A 22,732-nucleotide genomic window follows, 5' to 3' on the forward strand; every position below is an offset into this window, starting at 1 on the left:
CATTAAACCTCCTTGTCACTTTCAAACCATTCCACTGCTTTCTGACGAATTTCAGCCAGTTTATAATTGCAACAATGCCCTTCTTCTTCGTATTCAACCAGGCATTTACCCTGTGGCAATTGCTCGTATAAATGATAGATATTACTGTCCGACACCATGACATCCTGTTTGCCATGGAATAGCATGACAGGATTGCGAAATGGCAAGAGTTCATAAGATGGTAAAGACTTTTCCTCTTCTAAAACAAAACGGCTGCGCTCAACAAAATAATCTGGCAACTTAATTCCTCCGCCTACAAACGCAGGGGATACAGCCACTGTTTTATTTACTTTCGGATTGCAACTTCCGTATAGCGCCCACGCTGCACCTGAACTTGTTCCAAATAGGTTGATTGGCAGGTTGGGAAATGTGTTTGAAGTAAAATCTATCAATACATCAATAAAAGATTCCCAACGCCTGGTTGTTCCCCGCAGCCCTTCAAAGGTGAATGTTTGTCCCTGTCCTGGTCCATCAAAACTGACGACTATATATCCTTTACTGATGAAGTCAAGCTCGTAAGTAAATAATTCCTCTTTCGTTGAATCCAAAGGGTTGATGATAATGACAACACCTTTAGTCTGGCTGGGGATACGGACTCTTCCAAAGCAATTTTGTTCGCCAATCGGAAGCTGAACATATTTTGCTTTGATAGGGGATAGTTTGTCCGCTTTTTCGAAAGCACTTAAACTAACATTCAGCCAACCTATTTTTTCTGTCTTCCGCTCAGGAATGAGCCATTGCATTAATTGATAATAAAGTCCTGCTGCCCGAAACTTCATTTCAGCTTCAGCAAATGAATTGTCTTGCTCCAGCTTTTCCGCTTCTAAAAACTTCTGGTCTGCACGTTTTCGCCATCCGTCCATCCATCTATCTTTGGTTAAATAGGAAGAACGCAATGTGTCGATATCTTCTCTTTCTACACCATGCACAATCCATCTATCCCAAAAACCGTCAAATAGATTGGCAGTTAGAAGCGTTTTATCGATTGTTGATTTAACCAATGCCATGTAAATCCCCCGCCTTCTCCTTACTGGAATCAAAAATTAATATAATCGTGGAACCGTGTGAAGAAGTAAATAAAAGGACCTGTTTCGCCATTTTCATCATGAGCGTAAACCCCTGGCCCATTGATTTTTTTGTTGAATAACCTGCTAAAAGCGTATTTTTAGGCAGTTCTTTCAGCGAAAAACCAGGCCCTTTATCTTCAATAACGAAGCGCACTTCATTGCTTTTTTCATCTTCGATTATGGTCAACTTTCCTTCTTCAGCATGTTTAATCGTGTTTGTAATAGCTTCTGATAAAACTAATATCCAACCCATAATCTTCGATTTAGTAAAGCCTTCCCGTTCGAGAGTTTCTTTAGCTTGATTACGAGAGATCGGGATATCAGCACGGTTTTTGATTTCTGCATTGAGCAGTACGTTACCTTCCGTGTATTTTTTTACTTCTTCGTCTGAAATAAGTAAAAACTGCCCCTGTGTGGCAGCATAAATAACGTCCCGATAAACCTCCCACTCATTATTTTCTTGTTCGCGAAAAGAAACCACTTGATCCGTCTGTTGTGGTGTAGATATAAACAGGTCTTTTTTATGAATTTCAAATGCTTTCAACATCGCATTTTGTAAATCATTCTTTATATCCAGATTGATGATTTGTTGGGGAATATCTAATTGCTGTTGATGCCAATTCAGCATTTTTTGGCTAAGCTCAAGGATGAATCCGGTTTGGTTGTTTTTATTCTCGGAATATTTCAAATTAAAACTGGCCAAGGAACGGTAAAATACTGCTTCCCCCATTTCCGGGTTTAGTCCAATATAATGACAAATTTTCCGTGCAAGAAATCCCCTTTTTGTCATGAATTCCAGTTCGGGGTAAGAAAAATCACATGGCTGAGATTTGACGGGCAGATCTTCTTCAGAAAAATTTTTGATAATATTGAATAGCCGCCTCAATCGCAACTCCCCCTCAAAGAATTCCATGAGGCGGCATTATCGTGATTTCATCAACAACCGCTCCCGATGGTTGATTTATTAAATAAAGAAGGTGTTTCGCAACTGTTTCAACAGGAATCATCTGCGATACATCGGGGGTTGGTTCAATGGTTTCCCAAAATGAACTGCTGACAGCGCCCGGGAGAACAGCCGTAACCTGGACCCCTTGTCGGCGAAGTTCTGCTTGCAGCACTCGGGTTAAACCCAGTACCCCAAATTTTGAAGCCGAATATCCTCCGCATCCTGGCAAAGCTGTTGTGCCTGCAATCGAAATCAGATTTAAAATATGGCCTTTCCCTTGCATAGCCATATGTTTTCCGAAATACTTGCATGTCAGATAGGTTCCACGTAAATTAACCGATATCATCTGTTCGAAGTCATCTGTAGAAGAGTCAATAATGCTTTCAAACATCCCCACACCAGCACTATTAATCAATACGTCGATGCTTCCAAATTGTTGTACCGCTTTTTCGTAAAAGCTTTGAACCGATTGTTCACTTCTTACATCCAAAGGAATTTCTAATACGTTTCCCCGAATGAATGGTTGGTTGCTGCGGCTTCCCAATACAAGATTGGCACCGGATTGTTCTAATAATGATGCGGTTGTTCTCCCAATTCCTTTGCTAGAGCCCGTAATAACAATGGTTTTTCCTGTGAGTTGATCATTTTCTGCCATCGATTATCCCTTTTCTGTCCCGAAATATTCAAAGTAATTTTTTTCAGTTTCATATAATCCAATTTTGTAGAGATTATTAATTTTAGGCGCAAGCAAATTCCATGCTACAACTGCAACATTTTCTGAAGTTGGATTTAATTCTTTAAATTCTTCTGTATCAAGATTCAAATGTTTATGGTCAAACCTGCTTAAAATTTCTTCGTCTACCGTTTTATCTATATCAGCAATGTTGGCGATCATTCCTGTGATTGGATCAGGCATGCCGCTAACTGTCACTTCCAAATAGTAATTATGCCCATGACCATAGGGGTTATTACACTTTCCAAATAATAAGAGGTTTTCTTCCTCGCTCAGTTGATTGCTATGTAAACGATGTGCTGTGCAAAAATGATATTTTCTCGTTAATCGGACCATCTCGTTATCCTCTTTCTCTGAATATAAAAAATCATGTTCATGTAAACGGATTTTGTGAAGACTGCAGTTACCTATCTTGTTATGAATAGAATCCCAGATATACGAAGCAATATTTTCCGTTGTTGGGATATGTTTTTTAAAATAATCGTGTTCTTTATTCAAGAATTTACCGTCTAATTCAGTTTGAACAAACGATTTAACTGCGGTATCGATGTCGGTAATATTGACAACGATGCCAGCTTGATCATTTAATTCTCCTTTGACCATTACTTCCATCGTGTAGTCATGGCCATGTCCGTTCGGATTGCTGCAGGGGCCGAAAATTTTTCTGTTTTGATCTTCAGTCCAATCATCGATGCGGTATGAATGAGCGGCTGAAAAATACATTTTCCTTGATAGATAGAGCATATGAGGAACCTCCTATTAATCTCTCAGAAGAGCGCGTTCAAATTCCTCAGCTAAAGAGACATTCTCGTTGAATACACCTTTTTTAATCGTTGTTACTGTCGATGCGCCAGGCTTTTTCACTCCTCTTGCACACATGCACAGGTGTTGCCCCTCTACGCTTACAATGACTCCTTCAGGCTTTAGTACATTCATGATCGATTCAGCAATTTGCTGCGTCATTCGTTCTTGAACCTGAGGTCTCTGCGATACAAGCTCAACCAGCCTTGCAAATTTACTTAAACCAACTACCCGGCCATTGGGAATGTATCCGATATGTGCTTTACCAAAGAACGGAATAAGATGGTGTTCACAAAAGGTGTAATACGTGATATCCTTAACAACGACTATACCATCATACGCTTCTTCGAAAGTTGTGGTTAATGCGGTTTCAGGGTTTACTCCCACACCTGCAAATACTTCCCTATACATTTTGGCTACACGCTTCGGAGTATCTATTAATCCTTCCCTTGAAGTATCCTCACCAATAAGCTGTAAAATTGACTTCACGTTTTCTTCCATTAAATCTGTTGTTAATTCTTTTTTTAATTCCATTGCCATATTAAATCCTCCAGTTTTCCACTGCATGTATATAAGTCTTTATTTATCCATAAAAAAAATTAAAACCAGGCTGTTTGAAATCGATTTTTTCAGGCTCTCCCAACAAATAACCTTGAACGATTGGAACTTTTAAAAGTTTTGCCTGGGCTAAATCAACTGCTGTTTCAATGCCTTCCAAAATTAAGATCATTTTTTGATTGCAATACCCTGTCAGAAGCGAAACCAGCCCCTGTTTATCCGAAGACGCAGCCAAGTCTTTTGCAAAATATTTATCTAATTTGATGTAATTTGGTCTATATTCGATAATATTTTGGAGCGATGCAGCACCTTTCCCTACATCATCAAGTGCCACATAAAATCCATGATTCTTCAGGAATATTATTTTTTCTTTTAACTCAGGATGTGCCCAAGAAAAATATTCCTCCCACGTTTCACTTATCTCGAAAACAATTCTTCCATGTATAAAAGAATGCTCTTTTACCAACTCTTCTATAAAATATTCAAATTTCGAATTCAGTAAAGTAGAAGGAAACACATTTATAAAAAGTAACTTTCCTTTATTATAAAAGAGTGGAAAATTCCTAATCGAATTCTTAATTGCATGGCAATCCATTTCAAATAAGCAATCTTCCTCTCTGGCTTTACGAAATAACTCTTCCGGATTAAAATCGTCATTACCCACAAAACGAACTAAGCCTTCGTACCCATAAACATTCCAATATGCAGTATTCAATAAAGGCTGATAAACGTACTCCAGCTTGCTAACGTCAACAATTTCATTAATATTCTTTCCCATTTAGGCTCCTTTTTTGTCATTAATCAAAACTGTAATACGACTATACCTTTAGTCCTATAAATTAGTCTAATTAATCCAAGGCACGATGCGCAGCTTTGAAAGCATTACAAGCAACGAATTTCGACATTTAGACCAAATAAAGGACATTTTACGACAATTTTCGCACAAAAAAGAGACCTATGAGGTCCCCGTGAAGTTAAACATATTTTTTAATTGTCAGTAAAAATTCGTTAATATTGATCGGTTTTGTTATATAATCAGCAAAACCTTTATCCAATGTGTATTGTATATCCTTGTTTATGGCATTGGCACTTATGGCAATAACCGGGATCTTATCTGTGTGTTCATGTTGTTTCAGCTCGTCAAACACTTGATAACCATTAATATCCGGAAGGTTAATATCAAGCAAGACGAGATCAATCTTCTTATTTTTAATAATATCCAAGCCTTCCTTACCGCTATTTGCGATAATGACAGAGTAATTCGTTTGAGCTTCGATAATTTCTTTTAACAAATCTATATTCGACAAATTATCCTCAATATATAATATGGTAGATTTAAATTTTTTACCTATTTCAAAAGGAGATATATTACTGTCTATATCCTCATATTCTGTTAATTCAAATTCATGATGGATAGGTAAACTGAACCAAAAGGTGCTGCCTTTTCCCTTTACACTTTTTGCGCCAATTGAGCCTCCCATTAATTGAATCAGCTGCCTGGTTAACGATAAACCAATACCCGTTCCTTCCGTATTTGTTTCTTTTATTCTGTAAAAAGGTTCAAAAATATCGTCAACATGTTCGTTACTGAACCCTATACCAGTGTCTTTAATATAAACGGTTATATCATTATTCATTTTTTCACAGCTAATGTTAACTCGACCGTTTTCTTTATTATATTTAATGGCGTTATCGATTAAGTTTAACATTACTTGTCTTAAGCGGACGGGGTCAGCGTAAATATAGAGGTCAGCAATATTCGCTATGTCAACTATAATTGCAATATTATTTTTTTCTGCCAAAGGGGACATCATTCCAATACACTCATCTATTAACTTACTTGCATGAATCATTTTAGAAGTAATTTGCAGCTTTCCAGTTTCAATTCGTGATACGTCCAATATTTCATTAATAAGATTTAATAGGTGTCCACCGCTGGTTATTATGTTTTTTACAAATGTTTGCTGGCGGTCATTCAGTGTTTTTTCCAGTTCCAGTAATTGGGCAAATCCAAGAATTCCATTCAACGGCGTACGAAGCTCATGACTCATTTTCGATAAAAAATCAGATTTAGCCATATTAGCCTTCACTGCTTCTTCCTGAGCTTTCAATGTAGATTCTTGAAGCTTACTCATTTCAGTTATATCCTCAAAAGTCCACAAATGGGCTTGGCCCCTGTTTTTTAAATTTAAGGGGGAATAATGAAGTTTAAAAATATATCCATTATTAGATCTAACCGTTAAAGTACTGGCTGCCCTCTTTGCTGCGATTTCTTCAATCTCTTTGCTGAAATTTTCAGTTTCAGTAAAAGCTGAATGAAATAGTCCAACAAAAACACCCTCAACCTTTTCGTCACAATTAATTCCGAAAATCTCTCTTAAAGCTTTATTGATTAGTAATATATTTCTATTTTCATCTATAACGAGAATACCCGATTTAGTGTTTTCCATCAGGATTTCATTAAAGGTATTCATTTCTTTTAACTCTAATTCTTGTTTTTTTTGCAGGGAAATATCACTAAATGATACAAGGGAAGCAGACTCTTCATTTAATGCCAGTGGTTTTGAATTAACTGAAATCCATTTTTTTATGTGTCCATTTTCTTTTACACCCATCACAGCATCTTTGACTATCGTTCCATTATCGGTGGTATCCATACCCGGTAAATCTTTATAGTCCCATAATGTCCCATCTTCCCTTACAAACTCGATGCCTGACTCATTCATCGTCGTTTCGCTGAAAATTCCTGATTTAATTCCAAGAATCTCTTCTACATTTTCATTTAAATTTGTAATGGTTCTGGATTTATCGATTAGAAAAATTCCTTCGGACATTGTAGTTAATACAGAACGATATAAATTTGTTTTTTTGCGAAGCTCTTCTTCCATGTTTTTTCGATCGCTAATATCAACACACGATCCAATAACTTCGATAACCTTACCGTCCCTGAGTATTGGTCTTAGTGAAGCGAGATAGCTTATGCCGTTTATCTTGCCTTCATATGTAGTGGTTTCACCAGCCCAAGCTTTATGATAAAAATTCGTTTTATCATCCACTATGTTGCCAGTTAAAAAGTTGCCTAAGCTTTTGCCAATGACATTTTGCGGAGTTAATCCAAATCTATAAAGCAATTCACCATCGCATAATGTATGGATGTAGCGGTCTCCCTGTTTAATAAATTTAAACATCATTCCTTGTTGCTGCCGAATCGTATTTCTTAATTCAATTTGCGTTTTTACGATTCTATTCCTGTACGTTTGTAATTCTGAGATGTCATGACCAACAATAAAAAAGAGTCCATGTTCTCTAATGGGTATCAGTGTGAAATTCATGCTCATACAATTATTGGCTTCTTTATTCTTAAGCTTGCCTATAAAACTAGCCGATTTACCCGACTTCGCCAAATCTAATTGATCTTGTATGTAATGTAGTTCATCCGGGTTTTCGAATAGATTCCAAAACTTATTTGAAATCAAGTCTTTATGAGCATAATTTAAGATATTGATTACCTTGGAGTTCACGGAAATAATCTTCCCATTTCCGTCAATAAGAAAGGTAAGAGAAGGATTATGTTCAAATAGTGAAACAAAGAAACGTTCAAAATGCAAGCTCTTTTTTATGTATGATTGATAAATGAAAAGGATTACAAAAATAGTTATGGTTAACATTACTAAATCGAGAGTAAAAGTGCTCCTTAATCCGGAATCATTTAGAACAATAATTCTATAAAAAAAATAAGAAACACAAAATAAAAGAGAAAAAAATACTAGCGATAAAGTCTTTTTTTGATCGTTCAATTTAATCATCCATCCCGTTCACTAGATTACGATGCTCCCCGATGCTTAAAGAAAATTGGTATAATCCCCGCGATTAGAGCTTTTGCGAAGAACAGTCAATGCTTATTTAAATACACCATTTTTCAGAAAACAAGTGACTATAGACCTGACCTTTACCCAAATCACTAAAGATACTATAATCATTTTATAGAAATAACAAAAGCCCCTCAAATAGTAATTCTTAAATATTTCTTTTTTCATATTAAAAAGGGTTTTGGTAAAAAAAACCACCATCGCCTCAGCAACGGTGTTTAAATAATTTTTTGATTTTGATCTTTTATTTCTTCTATCTCAAATGCTTCAATTAAGTTGAAACTCTTCACTGTAAAAGGGTTAGTGACAAAAGGTCTGGTAGAAATATCAATCATGTTAAATGCATCCTATAGATGATTTTCATCAATTGTATCATTCCCAATCTTCGCGGCCAGTCCAGTGGCTTCATACAATATTGTGTTTACATGGGAAGGGATTCCTTTTGTCGCATAATACATCTTATCTGCCTAAAAACTAATTACACAAAATTATTTATACTCCCGAATTTAAAGCTGCGAAAAATAATAATTATTTACCTTCTAATTCTTCGATTACTTGAGCAAGATTTGGATCATCAATATAGTTTTCTATAGTAACGATCTTCTTATCCTTATGAGTTATTCTTGCTCTTTCTAATAGATCTTTATGGACTACAATTATGTCTGAATCCTGAGGAACATCCTCTATTCTATAATGTTTCACTTCGATACCACTTATATTTTTCTTTTGTAACCTTTTTCTAAATGTTGTGGCACCTAATGCACTACTTCCTGCGCCTGCATCGCAAGCAAATGAAATTTTACTAATTTTATTCGTGTTTAAGTGATTATTTGAGGAATTTAGTATTTGTTTACCTTCGGATTTCATGGATTTTGATCTTTCTACCGAAGTAGTAAAATCTTCTTCCTCGTCTGCTTTTTTATCCAACTTCAAAATAATAGCTGTAATAATGAAGGAGACTGCGGTAGCAACAAGTACACCTGATATGATTCCTAAGAAATTGCCTTTTGGTGTCAACGCGAGATAGGCAAATATTGAACCAGGACTAGGTCCAGCCACAAGACCAGCATTAAATAGGTTGAAAACCGTAATACCTGACATTCCTCCAGCAATCATCGCTAAAATTGTAAGTGGTTTCATTAGTACGTACGGGAAATACAGTTCATGAATACCACCGAAAAAGTGTATGATTATTGCCCCAGGTGCAGTACGTTTAGCAACTTTTTTACCGAAAAAGGTAAAAGCCAGTAACAAACCAAGTCCAGGCCCTGGGTTAGAAGCTACTGTAAAGTAAATTGATTTTCCTGCTTCAAGTGTTTCTTGCATACCTAAAGGATAATAAATACCTTGATCGATTACGTTATTTAGAAATAAAACCTTAGCAGGCTCATTGATAAGAGAAAGCAATGGCAAGAAACCCGTAGCAACTAGTGCTTTAATTGCTGATGTTACAAAGTTATTTGCTGATTCAATAACCGGCCCTATAAAATAGAAGGATAAAATCATTAATAGGAATCCCAATATACCAATAGAAAAGTTATTAACGACCATTTCAAATCCCGCAGGAATTTTATTTTCTATTGATTTATCAAATTTCTTAATGACCCAACCTCCTAAAGGCCCAATAATCATTGCCCCCAGGAACATTGGTATCTCTGATCCAACTATTAGCCCAATAGCTCCAATAGCGCCCATTACAGCTCCTCTTTGACCCGCAACCATTCTTCCCCCTGTAATTGCTAAAAGCAAAGGTAACAAGTATGTTATTGCTGGCCCAACTATTTCCGCAAGATTTTCATTAGGAATCCAACCGGTGGGGATAAACAAAGCCGTGAGTATCCCCCAAGCAATAAAAGCTCCTATATTTGGCAAAACCATATTGGTTAGAAAGCCCCCAAAGGCCTGAACTCGAGCACGAGTTGATGGGGTTTTAATTTCAGCTATGTTCGCTACATTCGCCATATCATACCATCCTTTTTTTAAAATATTCAGTATTCTTTAAACGCAAATAGTGAAAATGTAAGTACAATTTCAAAAAGTTGTCTCCCACATTCGGCAAGCAACAATTCACCGAATGTGGAACCAGTTATTCAACCATCTTAATTAACCTTATTACTTCCTCCTCACTGTTAGAAATTTTAAATTTACTCATAACCTCTTCGTCAATCAGTAACGAAGACAAATCGGCTATCAACTCTAAATGACCAGAAGTGTCCTCAGCAGCTAAAACGAAAAGGATATTTACCTCTTTACCTTCAGGAAAACGTACCGGCTTTTTCAGCTTCAAGAAAGATATACCAGTTTTTATTACTCCGCCTTCATTTTTTGCATGAGGCATCGCTATTCCTGGGACAATTACAATATATGGACCATTGATATTGACATTATCAATCATGTCTTGGATATACTTAGGAGTAATAGATCCTTTTCTTAGTAAAGGATCAGCCGCTACTTTTATAGCTTCCTCCCAGGAAGTAACTGCATCTAAAAAACTTACATTGCCCATCAAATACTCACTTAACATTTTACCCCCCCTTTCAACTCAAACCGATCAATGTATTATCATTTTTTAATCTATAATAATTTTCTTTAATCTTTTCTTTGATTGTTGTATTACCAATCTGTGTAAAATGTGAAATTGCTTGTTCTATTCCCTTTTCACTAATGTATTTTTGTAAGGTGACAGACTCTTCATCATCAGGATTATTAAATAAAAATGCAGCAGCAACAGCAATTGTTAAATTTTCTATCGGCAGCCCTAATTCATAAAGTTCTCTAGTTGGTTTAATTAATCGTTCATTATAGCCTAGCTTTCTAATTGGGGACCTCCCTACTCGTAAAATATCGTCACTGATATTTTTATTTTTAAAGCGTTTTAATGTTTTTTCAACAAAGGCCCTCATGTCTTCAGAGTCAACATTATATGTCTGAATAATATACCGGGAGGCTTCATTAAGTGTCGCCCTTAAAAAATCTTCAATTATTGGCTTTGCCAGCGCACTTTGAATAGTTGATTCTCCAGCTAAAAATGCAATATATGCTGTTGTCGCATGTCCCATATTTACGATATACAACTTTCTTTCAATATATGGCTTTAAATCTTCAACATATATAGCATCTTTAATCAAAGGTAATTCCAGGTTGACCATCTCTGCTTTGTTGATTATCCACTCGTAAAAAGGCTCAACAAGTGCAATCTCACCTTCTTCACTTTCTTTTGATAAAGCAAGGCGGTCAATGGCGGAATTAGGAAACCCAACAAGAGAACTTATCATGTCCATTTCGCTATCGGAAACATGTCGTTCAATTTCTTTTTTTAAAGTAGAAGAAGCATTAAGCGAATTTTCATTTGCAATAATGTCGATCTTTTTTTTATTTATATTTACTCTTTTCAGAAGACCTTTTGAGATAATAGTGGCAATTCTGGATAAGTTATTAGCTCCAACAGACGTGGTGATCAGGTCGGCATTAACAATTGCATCCATAACTTTTTCTTCTTGTGTCATACTATTTATTGCATAAACAGGAGATATTGTTTCCACTGTATGATCTTCATCTAATAATTCAACTAAATAACTATTATTGTTGTTAATACTTTCAACCATATGGGGATTCACGTCGACAAAGCAAACTTGATAGCCAGTTTTGCTTAGCAAATATCCGATAAAACCTTTTCCGATATTCCCGGCACCAAAATGCAGTGCTTTCATTTTGTAACCTCCTTTGCTAACGCTTTATCAATGGCCTTGAGAGATATATTAGCTATTCCAGGTTTGCATGATATTTCCAAAGAGAATGCATTTCGATATTTTGCTCTTTAACCATCATTAATGCTAAAGTGTCACCCAGTAATAATAAACTTTGTTCAAATAAACTTGTCATTGGTTGCACAGATTGAATTTCACCAGGTAATTGTAATTTTGTGCTCACAGGAATTTTAATAAATAAATCCGAATACTCCCTCATTGAACTTTCAGGATTTGCACCAATATGGGCAACTGTGGCATTAAATTGTTTTGCCTTTTTTGCAATAATTAACGGGAAAGCCGTTTCTCCACTCCCAGAACCTACTATCAGCAAATCTTTCTCGGTAATGGCCGGTTCCGTGATTTGACCAACAACATAGGTCTTAATACCAAGATGCGCTAATCTTTTGGCTATTGCTTTTAATGATAATAAGACCCTTCCAACACCTACGAAGAATACTTTCTCGGCCTTTTGTATTTCAACTAACAATTTATCTACATCATTGCTTTCAATGCTACTTATAGTTGCCGATAATTCATTGGTAATTTCCTTTGAAACACCATAGTAATTAACCATTTTATTCCCTCTCCTCACGCAAACCCTGAAGGATACAGGTTTCTAGGGATTTTTTATTTTCTGCCAAACTATTATTAGAAATAAATAAACTTGTACTGCCCGCAACCAATATGTCAGCACCAGCTCTTACCAACCCTGTTATGGTATCTAAAGATACTCGGCCATCGACTTCAATACTTGTATCTAATCCCTTTTCTTTTATCAATCGAGACAGATCTTCTACTTTTTTCGTTGCATAAGACACTTGTTTTTCGTTTTTGTCAGTTGCAAAACCAGGGTTTATTAACATTAACAAAATCGTATCACATTGAGGTAATACATAATCTAATACGGATAAAGGGGTTGCAGGATTAAGCGCGATTCCGACTTTGATATCATTTTTCCTAATTAGTTGAATATAGCGATCAATATGTGTACTTGTTTCAATATGGAATGATATTTGTTGAACACCAATTCGGATCAGCTCTTGTATAAAAAACTCATTGTTATTCGCCATAATGTGGACATCAAAGTTCATATCCGTAATCTTTCGCAATTGCTTAATGGTGTCAATCCCCAACGGCATGCTTGGGCTAAAAGCTCCATCAATGATATCTACATGTAAAGTATCCAGTCCTTCATTTTCAATCTCTTTTACGCTTTTTTCAAGGTTACATAAATCTGCACACATAATCGAAGGTGCAATTGTGATCTTCTTACCTTGCATGTTTGTGCCTCCTTTTTTGCGTTTATTTGCTTCTTTCTTCATTATAAAGCGTTATCAATTTAGAGTAAAGCATGTTTTTGCGTTTTTATACAATATTCTTGCACGTTTTAACTTTATGAACTAAAAAAAATATGATAGACTTAAAGAAATCATTAGAGGAGTAAAACGCCTATGCTTAAAGAAGAACGCCAACAAATAATTTTGCAGATTTTAAATGATGAGCATAAAGTGATTGCGAGCGACTTAAGCAAACGCTTATCTGTTTCAGAAGATACCATCCGAAGAGATTTAAAAGAACTGGACAATCAAGGTCTTATCAAAAGAGTACATAGCGGCGCATTGAGAAAAGGGCCCCCTGTTGTAGATTTTTCAACAAGGCAGAGTATTTCTAATGAAATTAAAATTAATTTAGCAAAAAAAGCATTGGATTTTATAAAAGATGAAATGGTCTTACTGATAGATGGAGGAACAACTAATTTACATTTAGTAAATCAACTGCCTTTATCTTTAAAAGGAACCGTAATAACAAACAGCCCTCCTATTGCCATGGCACTTACTGATCATAGGGATATTGAAGTTATTATGATCGGGGGGACTTTATTTAAGCAATCATTGGTTAATTTGGGGATCGATACTGTTGAAACTTTAAATACAATGAGAGCCGACCTATATATTATGGGTATTTATAAAATCGATCCTCATACAGGAATAAGTGTTCCCAGCTTATCAGAGGCTTTAGTAAAACGAAAAATGGCTTCTATTTCTACGGAAATTTTAGGAATGGTGACATCTGATAAACTAGATACTATTTCTAATCACATTGTTTGCCCAACAAATAATTTAACCTATTTAATAACCGAACAAGTAAATCCAGATATTAAAACCCTGTATGACAATCAAGGAATAATTGTCGTAGATTAGAAATATTAAGTCGTTAGAATAAAAAACTTTTATAAATTTAGATTCTTAATACAAAATAATCATTACGAAAAGGAGATAGAAATGAATAATTTTAATGAAATTGACGAACTCGCCATTAGCACAATTCGCACATTATCAATAGACGCGATTGAAATGGCCAACTCGGGACATCCAGGTTTACCCATGGGGGCTGCCCCCATGGCATATGTATTATGGACAAAGCATATGAATCATAATCCAAATAATCCGTCCTGGTTCAATAGAGACCGATTTGTTTTTGTAAAAACAATTTTTTAATTTTGCCCTATATTCATTAATCTCATGGAATTAGCAGCCGCAAATTAGATCTTATTTAATGTTCATAAAAAAAATGTGTCGGAGGAATTTATCTTTTTTTTGCAACTTTTCCTTACAACATGGATATACTTTGGATATACAAACCTGAAAGGTTGTGGTATACTTGAGTCAAAATAAAAAGAAAGGGCTGGTTTATGTGGCAACAACTACCGTTGGTAAATGGGGTAATAGTATGGGTGTCCGCATTCCGCAAGATTTTTTGGAAACCGTTGATTTAGGGTTAGGCTCAAAAGTGGAAATTCAACTCATTCCAGAGCAAGGTATCTTCTTAAAGCCGGCGAAAAAGCGTAAGCGCAAAACTAACAAGGAGCTACGTCAGCTCTATCTGTCTAAACGCGGCAAAAACAAACCAGAAATGTCGCAAGGCGAATTGATTAACGACTCTATGGGGGATGAAATTTAATAATGGCAATTACAGGGGTTGTAGAACGAGGCTCAATTGTGTGGTGTAATCTTCACCCTACAAGAGGCCATGAACAAAATGGCTATCGAGCCTCAATCGTAATATCAGATGGATTCATTGATCCTTCTCTAAACAAAATGGCGTTGACTGTTCCGGTTATAACACAAGTGATGGGCCATACCTTTGAAATCGAAGTTCCATCAGGAATCAAAACACCTGATTCAAAGTTACTGCCGTTTGAAAATCTCCATTTTGAAGAATTAGAAGGTGTAGTCCTAATCAACAATGTTAGGTCAATCGATCTTGAAAGACGAAATGCAGTTGTAATCGGTAAGGTTGACCCGGAATCCGAATTCTTCGAGGAAATCGTGGACAATGTAATGGCACTCATAGCATACCCTGAAGATGGCGAGGGAATCGATGATTAGAAGAAAACTCAAGAAATTGTTGAGTATTCTAGTACGGGTTACAACATAGTCTTACATTGAAGTACGGCTTTTTTTTTTAGGAATCGGTTTCAGTTTTAGTTTTGATGATTAATCTGTTTCCAAGCGCGTACCAAACCATCGACAATGGGTTCAATAACATCTTGATCCGTAAGATAATGAAAGTGGGATAGGGGATTCCAGCTGATGAACGCATTTCCGACATTGACTTCCCTATCTTCGTTTACCATTTTATTATAGTTTTCACTGACTTTTTTTAATGGATACCCTAAAATATCATCTTTATCATAAAAGTTGATCCATTCACCGTTCAAACCAGGGTAATATTCTTCAAGCTTTGGAGATGGAATATGAACCGGCCTGTCAAAATTATGGTATCGTAAACTCCAAAGAGGCATCGAAGTCCCAAGCGTGTAAAAGAGGGTTAACGTATCCCCTTTTTCCAAAGGTGAGGCACCGTTCACAACCGAGGTAACGTCCTGTTCTTTAAACTGCAAGTCGTAAAAGTAATTGCTTGCGATCACTGATCCCAGGCTATGCGAGATGATGCATAGAGGCGCATCGTTTCCGGCTATCTGTGACAGTCTATTGAGATTGACGCCTATTTCATCATGGACTCGTTGATAATTATGCTTTGCTGTTTCTACCGGCTGATAGGCAATTGCATCTCCTAAATAATGAATGATAAAACGCCGCAGGGTTTGAAAATTCAACTCGCTTTCCATAACGATATCTTTCATCAGTTTTTCTTCTCGGTCGGCAAAAACCTTTGCCCAGTGGACAGGTTGAATGATCAGATAGGAGGAGGAATCACTAACTAGCTGATGCAGTCGTTTATCGAATTTTTGGTTGAGCATTGATATCATTTCGCCTGCAAATTCTTGTGTCGTATTACCCATCCCGTGAATGATCGCTACAGCCAGCTTTTTGTACACAATCTCACTCCTTAATTAAGATAGATCACCATGTTAACTTCCAGGTTACATGGCCTCAGTACCCCACTTCTTCTCCTCCTGCACAAACAGAATCCCGAGCTCGTGATGGTCGCCTTCATACAGGGCACACTGAACGAAACGAATCTCCCCATTCACATCAAGAATTTCAAGCTTGCAGTGGGCACGGTTCCGCTGGACTGCTTCGTAGAAGGCCTTTTCATCATTGACTTGAATTCCATTAACTTTCGTTATCAGCTCGCCTACCTGCAAGGCCATTTTATGTGCGGGTGAATCGAGAATAATCCCTAGAATCATCAGGCCATTGTTCCGCTTTGAAAAGTAGAATGGCTTGTTCTCGTCTGAAAGGCGATCCCTTAAGGCAAGCAATTCCCGGCCGAGCATGGCAAATGCAACAACAGCTATCGAAATGATAGGCCACCAATAACCGGCTGCTGCAAGGATGACTGTAATTACTCCGAATACAATGACCCTTTTTCCCAGCTGCCGGAGTGCTTCTTTTGGAAGCATACCTTGGATTTGCTGGTAAAATCCGACCGCAAACGGGACAAGGATAAACGAAAACTCCTCGCCTCCCACTGTGAAAATCGGCCACCACTCAAATGGAGCTGAAATAGCATTGCCGGGAATCACAAGAAACACAGGCAGCATCCACACTCTTTTTACTTCGTGAACACCAACTGACAATCCACGCTTGCTTTTTATAAGCTTCGGCGAGGTTCCCTTCTGGCCATTTTTTAAAATAAGGACGCCTTCTCCAATGATTAAAAGCGATAGTAGTACGGCAATTGAAGGATAAATGTCTTCTCCCAGTGAAGCAAACAGGTCCGGAAAGTATGGGATTGACCAATTTTGATTGACCGCCAATATTAAAGCGAAAAATGCCGCACCAACTGTATAAGCAGGTGAAAGCAGCCGTACTTTTGTTGTGATACTCGCGAGTAGTGTAGCACATGCGATTAACAGGACGGCTTCAAACGGAATAACGAGCCCGGCTGCCAATGAAATAATAGAGATGACTAATCCAATGACGGCGCCTATCGGCAAAAGCTGCCGCAATTCAAAATATGCATTCTCTACGCGGACGTGAAAGTTCTTCCGTTCCCGTTTCACGCGCGAAACTCCCAATATAGCAGCCAATAGGAAAAGATAGTAAAACACAGGATTGAGCAATAATTTGCCTGTTCCTTTTAATAATTCAATCAGCCACGCTTGTGCCAACTTAGTCACCAGCCTCTATGTTAATCCTTTTTAGGTGTATGTATAAAAAACATTCTATTAAAGCCTATTTTACCAAACCAGGACCTTAAAACCTATTGCTAGTTTTTGCAAACGGCATAAATTTATGAATCTCTTAAAAACACATTTCTTTAACCGCGGATAAAAGTGGTGTTTCCCGGACATCAGTATTTTCGCGGATATGCGGTTCCTTTGCGCGGATATATTAACTAAAATCGCGGATAAAAATTTTTCCGATCTCTGCAACTCCCCATTTGCATGGATAAATCACCCGAAGATTCTACTAATAAGCAGCCAAAAAGGCCTTTCCGTATGGCGAAAGGCCTTTTCAAACGTTATTCTATCAAAAAAGCTTCTTTTTTCATTATTTCGCAAGATGGCGCAAAGCAGTTTGAAGCTGAAGATCATTTTCTTCTTTCTTTATTTCTTCGATGACAGCTGCTTCAAGTGCCGAAGCCGTTTCCTGGTCGATGACACCCGTTGGCTTGATTTTCTGCTGCTGCTGGAATGCTTTTACTGCCGTAACTGTACCGACATTAAAATAACCGTCTGTCCGGCCGGGAGCAAAGCCCAGCCCGTCAAGAATTTGCTGGATATTTTTAACCTGTTCATTGTTCATGTCTTTTTCCAGTGGTTCTTCCAGCTTGAGCGGATGTGTCTGGAATATTTCCGACTGGCTGACCTTGATTGTCGGTTCAATCCCTTTATTATGAATCCAGTTGCCGTCCGGAGTGAGCCATTTGAATAGCGTTAATTTAATCATGCTGCCGTCTGCCATCGTCACGGGCTGCTGGACCGTTCCTTTGCCAAAAGTCGTTTCACCGATCAGCGGATATCCACCCGCTTCTTTTAAAGCACCTGCCAGAATTTCTGAGGCAGACGCGCTTCCTTTATCGATTAACACCGCAATTGGGTAATCCTTTTTCTTTTCCAGATTAGAAAAGTAACGGTCTTTTTCACCGTTCCGTTGCTCTATTTGCACGTAAGGCTTCTCATCTGTAACAAGCTGCTTTAAAATTTCGTCAACACTTGTTAATAGGCCCCCCGGGTTGCCGCGCACATCAATAACCAACCCGTCGATGCCTTTTTCCTCCATCGAGTTCAATTCCTTTTGAAATTCTGCTGCTGTGTTTTTCGAAAAAGAGGTCAGTTCAATGTAGCCAATCTGTTTGCGATTCTTATTTTTCATGTCAGCATAAACGGTAATCTGCGGTATTTCATCACGTTCAATCTCGAGTTTCAATGGATCCTTCAACCCTTGCCTCGCGATTTCCAGTTCGACCTTTGTGCCCTTTTCACCGCGGATCTTGGAGGTCGCCTCAAAAAGGTCCAGTCCTTTGACACTTTCTCCGTCCACTTTTAAAATTTCGTCATTCGGCTTCACTCCCGCTTTTTCCGCAGGAGAATTTTTAAACGGCGCAACAATCACAATTTTACCGTCTACGATACCGACTTCGGCACCAATTCCTTCAAAGCTTGATTCTAAAGTTTGATTAAACTGGCTGGACGTTTCTTTGTCCATATACACAGAGTATGGATCTTCAAGAGTGGACAGCATTCCCTGTATGGCCCCTTCGACCAGCTGCTTTTCCTCTACCTTTTCCACATAGCGATTTAAAATCAAGTGATAGGCCTGATTTACTTTTTCCAGTTCACCAAAACTTGTACTTTCTTTTGCCTGTGAACTTGTCGAAGATTGATGGGCCTCGTTAGTTATTTCTTGCGGCGTGCTTTGCCAGTTGACTACAGCATAGGTTCCCGCAGAACCAAGAAACAGCGAACCGGCCATTAAAAGTGCGATCCATTTATTGTTCATAGCTTCCCCTCTTTCTTCAGCAATGAGCGGGGTTTCCCGTGAATACTCTGTTCTAGTAGAGATTCACATCAACATCCCTGTCTATATCAATATATGTACAGTGGGACGAGTTATGAACAATATAAATACAGATACGCTGAAATACATTTCTTTCTTGAAGATTACAAGTTTTAACTTTTCATTACGGGGAATAGGAAATAATATATAGCTCATGTTGTTAAGTAGGGGTGCAAAAGAAAAGGAAGAAGCATAACGCTTCTTCCGGAGGTTTTTACAATGGAACGTAAGCGGCTGGATTTACAGCATTAGATTTAGCGTAGTTCCATCCACCTTTATGAAGTTCAAAATGCAAGTGTTGTCCAAATGATTGGCCGGTATTACCCATAAGTCCAAGCTGTTGGCCTTTAGTAACAACCTGTCCCGATTGCACGGTCCGGTTCCTCATATGAGCATACACGGTTGTAAAAGTTTGTCCGTTAATTGAATGGGCAATGTAAACAACATTTCCATAGCTTTCAGAAAACTCAGATCTGATAACTACTCCGTCTGCGGCCGCAACGATTGATACATTATCTCCAGCTTTTGCAATATCAACTCCGGCATGGAACTCTCCATCACGTTGACCAAATCCGGATGAGACATATCCGCTGGCAGGTCGTGTAAATGCACCACTTGATACTGGTGGTGTTGCTGCAGCACTTGCACCACCACTTCCGCCTTGAGCTTTCGCCCTGGCAGCAGCAGCAGCTTCCTGTTCTTTTCTTTGTCTTTCTAATTCAGCTTGGCGTTGTTGTTCCAATTGGATTGCTTTTGCCATTGCCGTTTCCTGTGCGGCAAGAATAGCCTCTTGTTCTTCGAGACTCATTTTATGTTCATGCGCCTCGTGTTCCTGCTGTTCAAGGCTTGCCATCAGTCTATCTTTTTCAGCTTTTTGAGAATCAAGTTGCTTTTTCATATTTTCCAAGTCTGCATGCATATTTTCCAGGTCTGCCAGTTGTTGCTGGACTTCTGCCTGCTTTTTCTCAAGAAGTTCTTTGTCTTCACGATGCTGGCGAAGAATACCCTGGTCTGCTTCAACAATTGTCGATACCGCTCCGACACGGTCGATAAAATCACCGAAGCTTTGCGCACCCATTAATACATCAATATAGCTGACTGAGCCGCCAGTTTCCTGGAATGAACGGGCCCTGTCCTTGAGCATTTGATTTCTCTTTTCGATTCTTTCCATTAATACTTGGATCTCACCCTGAAGCTTTTCAATTTCCACTTTTGTTGCTTCGATTTGACCCGCTTTTTCTTCGATTTTGCTATTCGTATCGCTTATCGCAAGTTCAATTTGCTGAATTTCATTTTGAACATTATCCTGCTGTCCCTGCAGTTCGTTTATTTGACTGTTAGCATCATTGATCCCGGAATTAATGCCGGAACGTTCCTGCTGGATCGCTTTCTTCTGATTCTCTAATTCTTGTAAGTTTGTAGTTGCCAGTGCTGTACTGGCACCTGCCCCTGTTAAAGTACTCCCCATTCCCACAGTTGCAACAACTGTGAGAGTTAATAATGATTTTTTCAAAATCCGAATTCTCCTTTCGACTTCCAGGTTGATCTACTAAACACATACAACGTTGAAACCTTTGGCCCCAGTTAATTCGTCTATATACTGAATGCGCAGAAAGCTTTTTTCAAAGAGCCGCTTGAGGTCCAAAGCTTTCTACACTTTTAAAAACTTGCGTACAGACATTAAGCTTCCCCAAATACCGATGATCGCTCCCATTAAAATAAGCAGTCCTGCAACTTGGTAGATGAATGGATTAAATTCAAGCAGCTCAATAAAATGGTTCACTAATTTTGGTTCGATATAATCATAGGCATAGCGGTAAGTAACGGCAATGATCACTATCGGCACAATCGAGCCCATGATGCCAAGCCACAGACCCTCCAAAAAGAACGGCCAACGGATAAAGGAGTTCGTTGCTCCTACCAGTTTCATAATCTCGATTTCTTTTCGTCTGGCCACAATCGTAATTTTGATTGTGTTAGAGATCAAGAACATCGCAGTGAACAGCAAACCAATGATTAGGACCAGTCCGACATTACGGCTCGTTTCAATAAAGGCGAATAGCTTTTCAACTGAGCCTTGTCCATATTTAACATTTGAAGCATATTGCATTTTTTCAATTTGTTTAGCAACAGCCATGGTGTCTGTTGGATTTTTCGTTTTTACGATAAATACATCGTTTAAAGGGTTATCCTGTTCAAACAACTGGAATATTTGCCCCTCTTCTCCAAGGCTTTCAACTAGATTGGCCAGCTCTTCTTCTTTCGGTGAATATGTAAGGCTGCTCACCTCGGGAATTTTTTCAATCTGCTGTTTTAAAACCTCTTGATCCTGCTCAGTGGCAGCGATATCGATGTGCACGCGAATTTCGACGTTCTGTTCAATAGTTGTAGCTACTTTATTGAGATTCATCATAATAACGAAAAACACGCCAACCAAAATCAATGTGACGGTAACGGCGCTGACCGATGCAAAGGTCATCCAGCCGTTTCTCCCCAAACTTTTAAAACTCTCTCTTATATGACGGCGAAGGGTTCTAGCTTTCATAGCCGTATTCCCCTCTCTGTTCGTCCCGGGCGATTTTACCGTTCTCAATTGCAATAACACGATGGGTAATCGTATTAACAATTTCCTTATTGTGTGTTGCCATGACCACGGTCGTCCCTCTCGTGTTGATTTCCTCAAATATGTTCATAATTTCCCATGATGTATCAGGGTCAAGGTTTCCGGTTGGCTCATCGGCAATGACTAATTTAGGAGCGTTAACAATCGAGCGGGCGATCGAAACACGCTGCTGCTCGCCACCTGAAAGCTCGGTTGGGAGCATCCTTGCTTTATGTTTTAATCCGACAAGCTCGAGCGTCTCCAAAACGCGCTTCTTTATTTGTTTTGGCTGTTCCTCGATAACCTCTAAAGCAAAAGCGACGTTTTCATAGACGTTTAATGTCGGAAGAAGTTTAAAGTCCTGAAAGACGACCCCTATGTTTCGGCGCAATAGCGGAACTTTTTTCGCCTTTAGTTTCCCAAGGTCGACTCCATTAATCATGATCGTCCCAGTTGACGGTTTTTCTTCACGGTACATCATCTTAATAAAAGTAGATTTCCCGGCGCCGCTTGGGCCAACCACATAAACGAATTCCCCTTGCTTGATTGATACATCTATGCCATTAACGGCCATTACGCCGTTAGGGTATTTTTTAAAAACTGACTGCATTTCTATCATCTATACCATCACCTGAACTTAAAGTATATGCCAATAAGATTCTATCATTCTGCATCTTTTGACAATCTTCGTCGATTTCGACAAATTTCTCATCCGTGGCACATAACAAAAACAACAGCAAAAAGCCTTTTTACTTGATGCCTAACCTATTATAACATCATAAATTGTCAAATAAACCAAAGAAATATTACATTTTCATTTCATTTTAGTAAGAAAGTTCTACATTTTTCCTGCGTTGTCTAATAAATCTATTAAGATATTAATTTTTCATGTAGAT

At 38.1% G+C, this 22,732-nt stretch carries 21 protein-coding genes and 1 pseudogene; 4 read left to right on the forward strand and 18 right to left on the reverse strand.

Going from position 1 to position 22,732, the window contains the following annotated elements; all coding sequences use genetic code 11:
* Positions 1-2: 2 nt before the first annotated feature.
* The 12 genes from CU633_RS06715 to CU633_RS06765 form a co-directional block, all read right to left on the reverse strand.
* A complete protein-coding gene (locus CU633_RS06715; RefSeq protein WP_101658953.1) occupies positions 3-1,046 on the reverse strand; it encodes an alpha/beta hydrolase in 1,044 nt (347 codons plus the stop codon).
* Positions 1,033-1,836, reverse strand: coding sequence for an ATP-binding protein (locus tag CU633_RS22775; protein ID WP_180954899.1), 804 nt, complete (start codon positions 1,834-1,836; stop codon positions 1,033-1,035). Before CU633_RS22775 ends, CU633_RS06715 begins: the two co-directional genes overlap by 14 nt.
* Positions 1,837-2,005: 169 nt before the next feature.
* Positions 2,006-2,707 (reverse strand): SDR family oxidoreductase, encoded by a 702-nt coding sequence (locus tag CU633_RS22780; RefSeq protein WP_180954900.1) that lies wholly within the window; start codon positions 2,705-2,707, stop codon positions 2,006-2,008.
* A 3-nt stretch (positions 2,708-2,710) separates the two neighbouring features.
* Entirely contained in the window at positions 2,711-3,529 is an 819-nt protein-coding gene (locus tag CU633_RS06725) for a 6-carboxytetrahydropterin synthase (protein WP_101658954.1), read from the reverse strand.
* Between the two features lie 15 nt (positions 3,530-3,544).
* Entirely contained in the window at positions 3,545-4,120 is a 576-nt protein-coding gene (gene folE, locus CU633_RS06730) for a GTP cyclohydrolase I FolE (protein WP_374703350.1), read from the reverse strand.
* 49 nt (positions 4,121-4,169) lie between these two features.
* Positions 4,170-4,922, reverse strand: coding sequence for an EAL domain-containing protein (locus CU633_RS06735; RefSeq protein WP_101658956.1), 753 nt, complete (start codon positions 4,920-4,922; stop codon positions 4,170-4,172).
* Positions 4,923-5,118: 196 nt separating this feature from the next.
* Positions 5,119-7,941 (reverse strand): PAS domain-containing hybrid sensor histidine kinase/response regulator, encoded by a 2,823-nt coding sequence (locus CU633_RS06740; RefSeq protein ID WP_180954901.1) that lies wholly within the window; start codon positions 7,939-7,941, stop codon positions 5,119-5,121.
* 600 nt (positions 7,942-8,541) lie between these two features.
* Positions 8,542-9,975 carry a PTS mannitol transporter subunit IICB gene (locus CU633_RS06745; RefSeq protein ID WP_101658958.1) on the reverse strand — a complete coding sequence of 478 codons (1,434 nt, stop codon included), beginning with the start codon at positions 9,973-9,975 and terminating at the stop codon, positions 8,542-8,544.
* A 124-nt stretch (positions 9,976-10,099) separates the two neighbouring features.
* On the reverse strand, positions 10,100-10,537 hold the full coding sequence (locus CU633_RS06750; RefSeq protein ID WP_101658959.1) for a PTS sugar transporter subunit IIA: 438 nt from the start codon (positions 10,535-10,537) through the stop codon (positions 10,100-10,102).
* A 13-nt stretch (positions 10,538-10,550) separates the two neighbouring features.
* Entirely contained in the window at positions 10,551-11,723 is a 1,173-nt protein-coding gene (locus CU633_RS06755) for a mannitol-1-phosphate 5-dehydrogenase (protein ID WP_101658960.1), read from the reverse strand.
* A gap of 52 nt (positions 11,724-11,775) precedes the next feature.
* A complete protein-coding gene (gene hxlB, locus CU633_RS06760) occupies positions 11,776-12,336 on the reverse strand; it encodes a 6-phospho-3-hexuloisomerase (protein WP_101658961.1) in 561 nt (186 codons plus the stop codon).
* 1 nt (position 12,337) lies between these two features.
* Positions 12,338-13,042 carry a ribulose-phosphate 3-epimerase gene (locus CU633_RS06765; protein WP_101658962.1) on the reverse strand — a complete coding sequence of 235 codons (705 nt, stop codon included), beginning with the start codon at positions 13,040-13,042 and terminating at the stop codon, positions 12,338-12,340.
* Positions 13,043-13,213: 171 nt separating this feature from the next.
* Between CU633_RS06765 and CU633_RS06770 the strand changes: the two genes are divergently transcribed.
* The 4 genes and pseudogenes from CU633_RS06770 to CU633_RS06785 all read left to right on the forward strand — a co-directional run bounded on the left by CU633_RS06770 (position 13,214) and on the right by CU633_RS06785 (position 15,151).
* The gene (locus CU633_RS06770) at positions 13,214-13,963 is read left to right on the forward strand and encodes a DeoR/GlpR family DNA-binding transcription regulator (protein WP_101658963.1); all 750 of its coding nucleotides are present in this window, start codon (positions 13,214-13,216) and stop codon (positions 13,961-13,963) included.
* Between the two features lie 81 nt (positions 13,964-14,044).
* A pseudogene (locus CU633_RS06775) lies at positions 14,045-14,239 on the forward strand (hypothetical protein); the annotation flags it as partial.
* Positions 14,240-14,423: 184 nt separating this feature from the next.
* The gene (locus tag CU633_RS06780) at positions 14,424-14,723 is read left to right on the forward strand and encodes an AbrB/MazE/SpoVT family DNA-binding domain-containing protein (RefSeq protein WP_101658964.1); all 300 of its coding nucleotides are present in this window, start codon (positions 14,424-14,426) and stop codon (positions 14,721-14,723) included.
* Positions 14,724-14,725: 2 nt separating this feature from the next.
* The gene (locus CU633_RS06785; protein ID WP_101658965.1) at positions 14,726-15,151 is read left to right on the forward strand and encodes a type II toxin-antitoxin system PemK/MazF family toxin; all 426 of its coding nucleotides are present in this window, start codon (positions 14,726-14,728) and stop codon (positions 15,149-15,151) included.
* 95 nt (positions 15,152-15,246) lie between these two features.
* Here CU633_RS06785 and CU633_RS06790 read toward each other — a convergent pair whose 3' ends face one another.
* The 6 genes from CU633_RS06790 to ftsE form a co-directional block, all read right to left on the reverse strand.
* Positions 15,247-16,104: a chemotaxis protein gene (locus tag CU633_RS06790; protein ID WP_257958551.1), complete on the reverse strand. Its 858-nt coding sequence runs from the start codon at positions 16,102-16,104 to the stop codon at positions 15,247-15,249.
* Positions 16,105-16,149: 45 nt separating this feature from the next.
* Positions 16,150-17,343: a PDZ domain-containing protein gene (locus CU633_RS06795; RefSeq protein WP_101658966.1), complete on the reverse strand. Its 1,194-nt coding sequence runs from the start codon at positions 17,341-17,343 to the stop codon at positions 16,150-16,152.
* 382 nt (positions 17,344-17,725) lie between these two features.
* Positions 17,726-19,177 (reverse strand): S41 family peptidase, encoded by a 1,452-nt coding sequence (locus tag CU633_RS06800; RefSeq protein WP_101658967.1) that lies wholly within the window; start codon positions 19,175-19,177, stop codon positions 17,726-17,728.
* Positions 19,178-19,448: 271 nt separating this feature from the next.
* On the reverse strand, positions 19,449-20,747 hold the full coding sequence (locus CU633_RS06805) for a murein hydrolase activator EnvC family protein (RefSeq protein ID WP_101658968.1): 1,299 nt from the start codon (positions 20,745-20,747) through the stop codon (positions 19,449-19,451).
* A gap of 138 nt (positions 20,748-20,885) precedes the next feature.
* Complete coding sequence (ftsX, locus tag CU633_RS06810) at positions 20,886-21,779, reverse strand: permease-like cell division protein FtsX (RefSeq protein ID WP_101658969.1); 894 nt, start codon at positions 21,777-21,779, stop codon at positions 20,886-20,888.
* A complete protein-coding gene (gene ftsE, locus CU633_RS06815; RefSeq protein WP_101658970.1) occupies positions 21,769-22,455 on the reverse strand; it encodes a cell division ATP-binding protein FtsE in 687 nt (228 codons plus the stop codon). The genes ftsX and ftsE overlap by 11 nt, the downstream gene beginning before the upstream one ends.
* Between the last annotated feature and the right edge of the window lie 277 nt (positions 22,456-22,732).

The sequence above is a fragment of the Bacillus sp. V3-13 genome (assembly GCF_002860165.1).
Taxonomy (GTDB): Bacteria; Bacillota; Bacilli; order Bacillales; family Cytobacillaceae; genus Bacillus_BJ.

Bases quoted from the DNA above. Each gene is read 5' to 3' on its own strand.
- folE (WP_374703350.1), bottom strand. From the start codon at position 4,120: ATGGAATTAAAAAAAGAATTAACAACAGATTTAATGGAAGAAAACGTG.
- CU633_RS22775 (WP_180954899.1), bottom strand. From the start codon at position 1,836: ATGGGGGAAGCAGTATTTTACCGTTCCTTGGCCAGTTTTAATTTGAAA.
- ftsE (WP_101658970.1), bottom strand. From the start codon at position 22,455: ATGATAGAAATGCAGTCAGTTTTTAAAAAATACCCTAACGGCGTAATG.
- CU633_RS06755 (WP_101658960.1), bottom strand. From the start codon at position 11,723: ATGAAAGCACTGCATTTTGGTGCCGGGAATATCGGAAAAGGTTTTATC.
- CU633_RS06785 (WP_101658965.1), top strand. From the start codon at position 14,726: ATGGCAATTACAGGGGTTGTAGAACGAGGCTCAATTGTGTGGTGTAAT.
- CU633_RS06745 (WP_101658958.1), bottom strand. From the start codon at position 9,975: ATGGCGAATGTAGCGAACATAGCTGAAATTAAAACCCCATCAACTCGT.
- CU633_RS06765 (WP_101658962.1), bottom strand. From the start codon at position 13,042: ATGCAAGGTAAGAAGATCACAATTGCACCTTCGATTATGTGTGCAGAT.
- CU633_RS06800 (WP_101658967.1), bottom strand. From the start codon at position 19,177: ATGAACAATAAATGGATCGCACTTTTAATGGCCGGTTCGCTGTTTCTT.
- CU633_RS06715 (WP_101658953.1), bottom strand. From the start codon at position 1,046: ATGGCATTGGTTAAATCAACAATCGATAAAACGCTTCTAACTGCCAAT.
- CU633_RS06770 (WP_101658963.1), top strand. From the start codon at position 13,214: ATGCTTAAAGAAGAACGCCAACAAATAATTTTGCAGATTTTAAATGAT.
- CU633_RS22780 (WP_180954900.1), bottom strand. From the start codon at position 2,707: ATGGCAGAAAATGATCAACTCACAGGAAAAACCATTGTTATTACGGGC.
- CU633_RS06750 (WP_101658959.1), bottom strand. From the start codon at position 10,537: ATGTTAAGTGAGTATTTGATGGGCAATGTAAGTTTTTTAGATGCAGTT.
- ftsX (WP_101658969.1), bottom strand. From the start codon at position 21,779: ATGAAAGCTAGAACCCTTCGCCGTCATATAAGAGAGAGTTTTAAAAGT.
- hxlB (WP_101658961.1), bottom strand. From the start codon at position 12,336: ATGGTTAATTACTATGGTGTTTCAAAGGAAATTACCAATGAATTATCG.
- CU633_RS06725 (WP_101658954.1), bottom strand. From the start codon at position 3,529: ATGCTCTATCTATCAAGGAAAATGTATTTTTCAGCCGCTCATTCATAC.
- CU633_RS06735 (WP_101658956.1), bottom strand. From the start codon at position 4,922: ATGGGAAAGAATATTAATGAAATTGTTGACGTTAGCAAGCTGGAGTAC.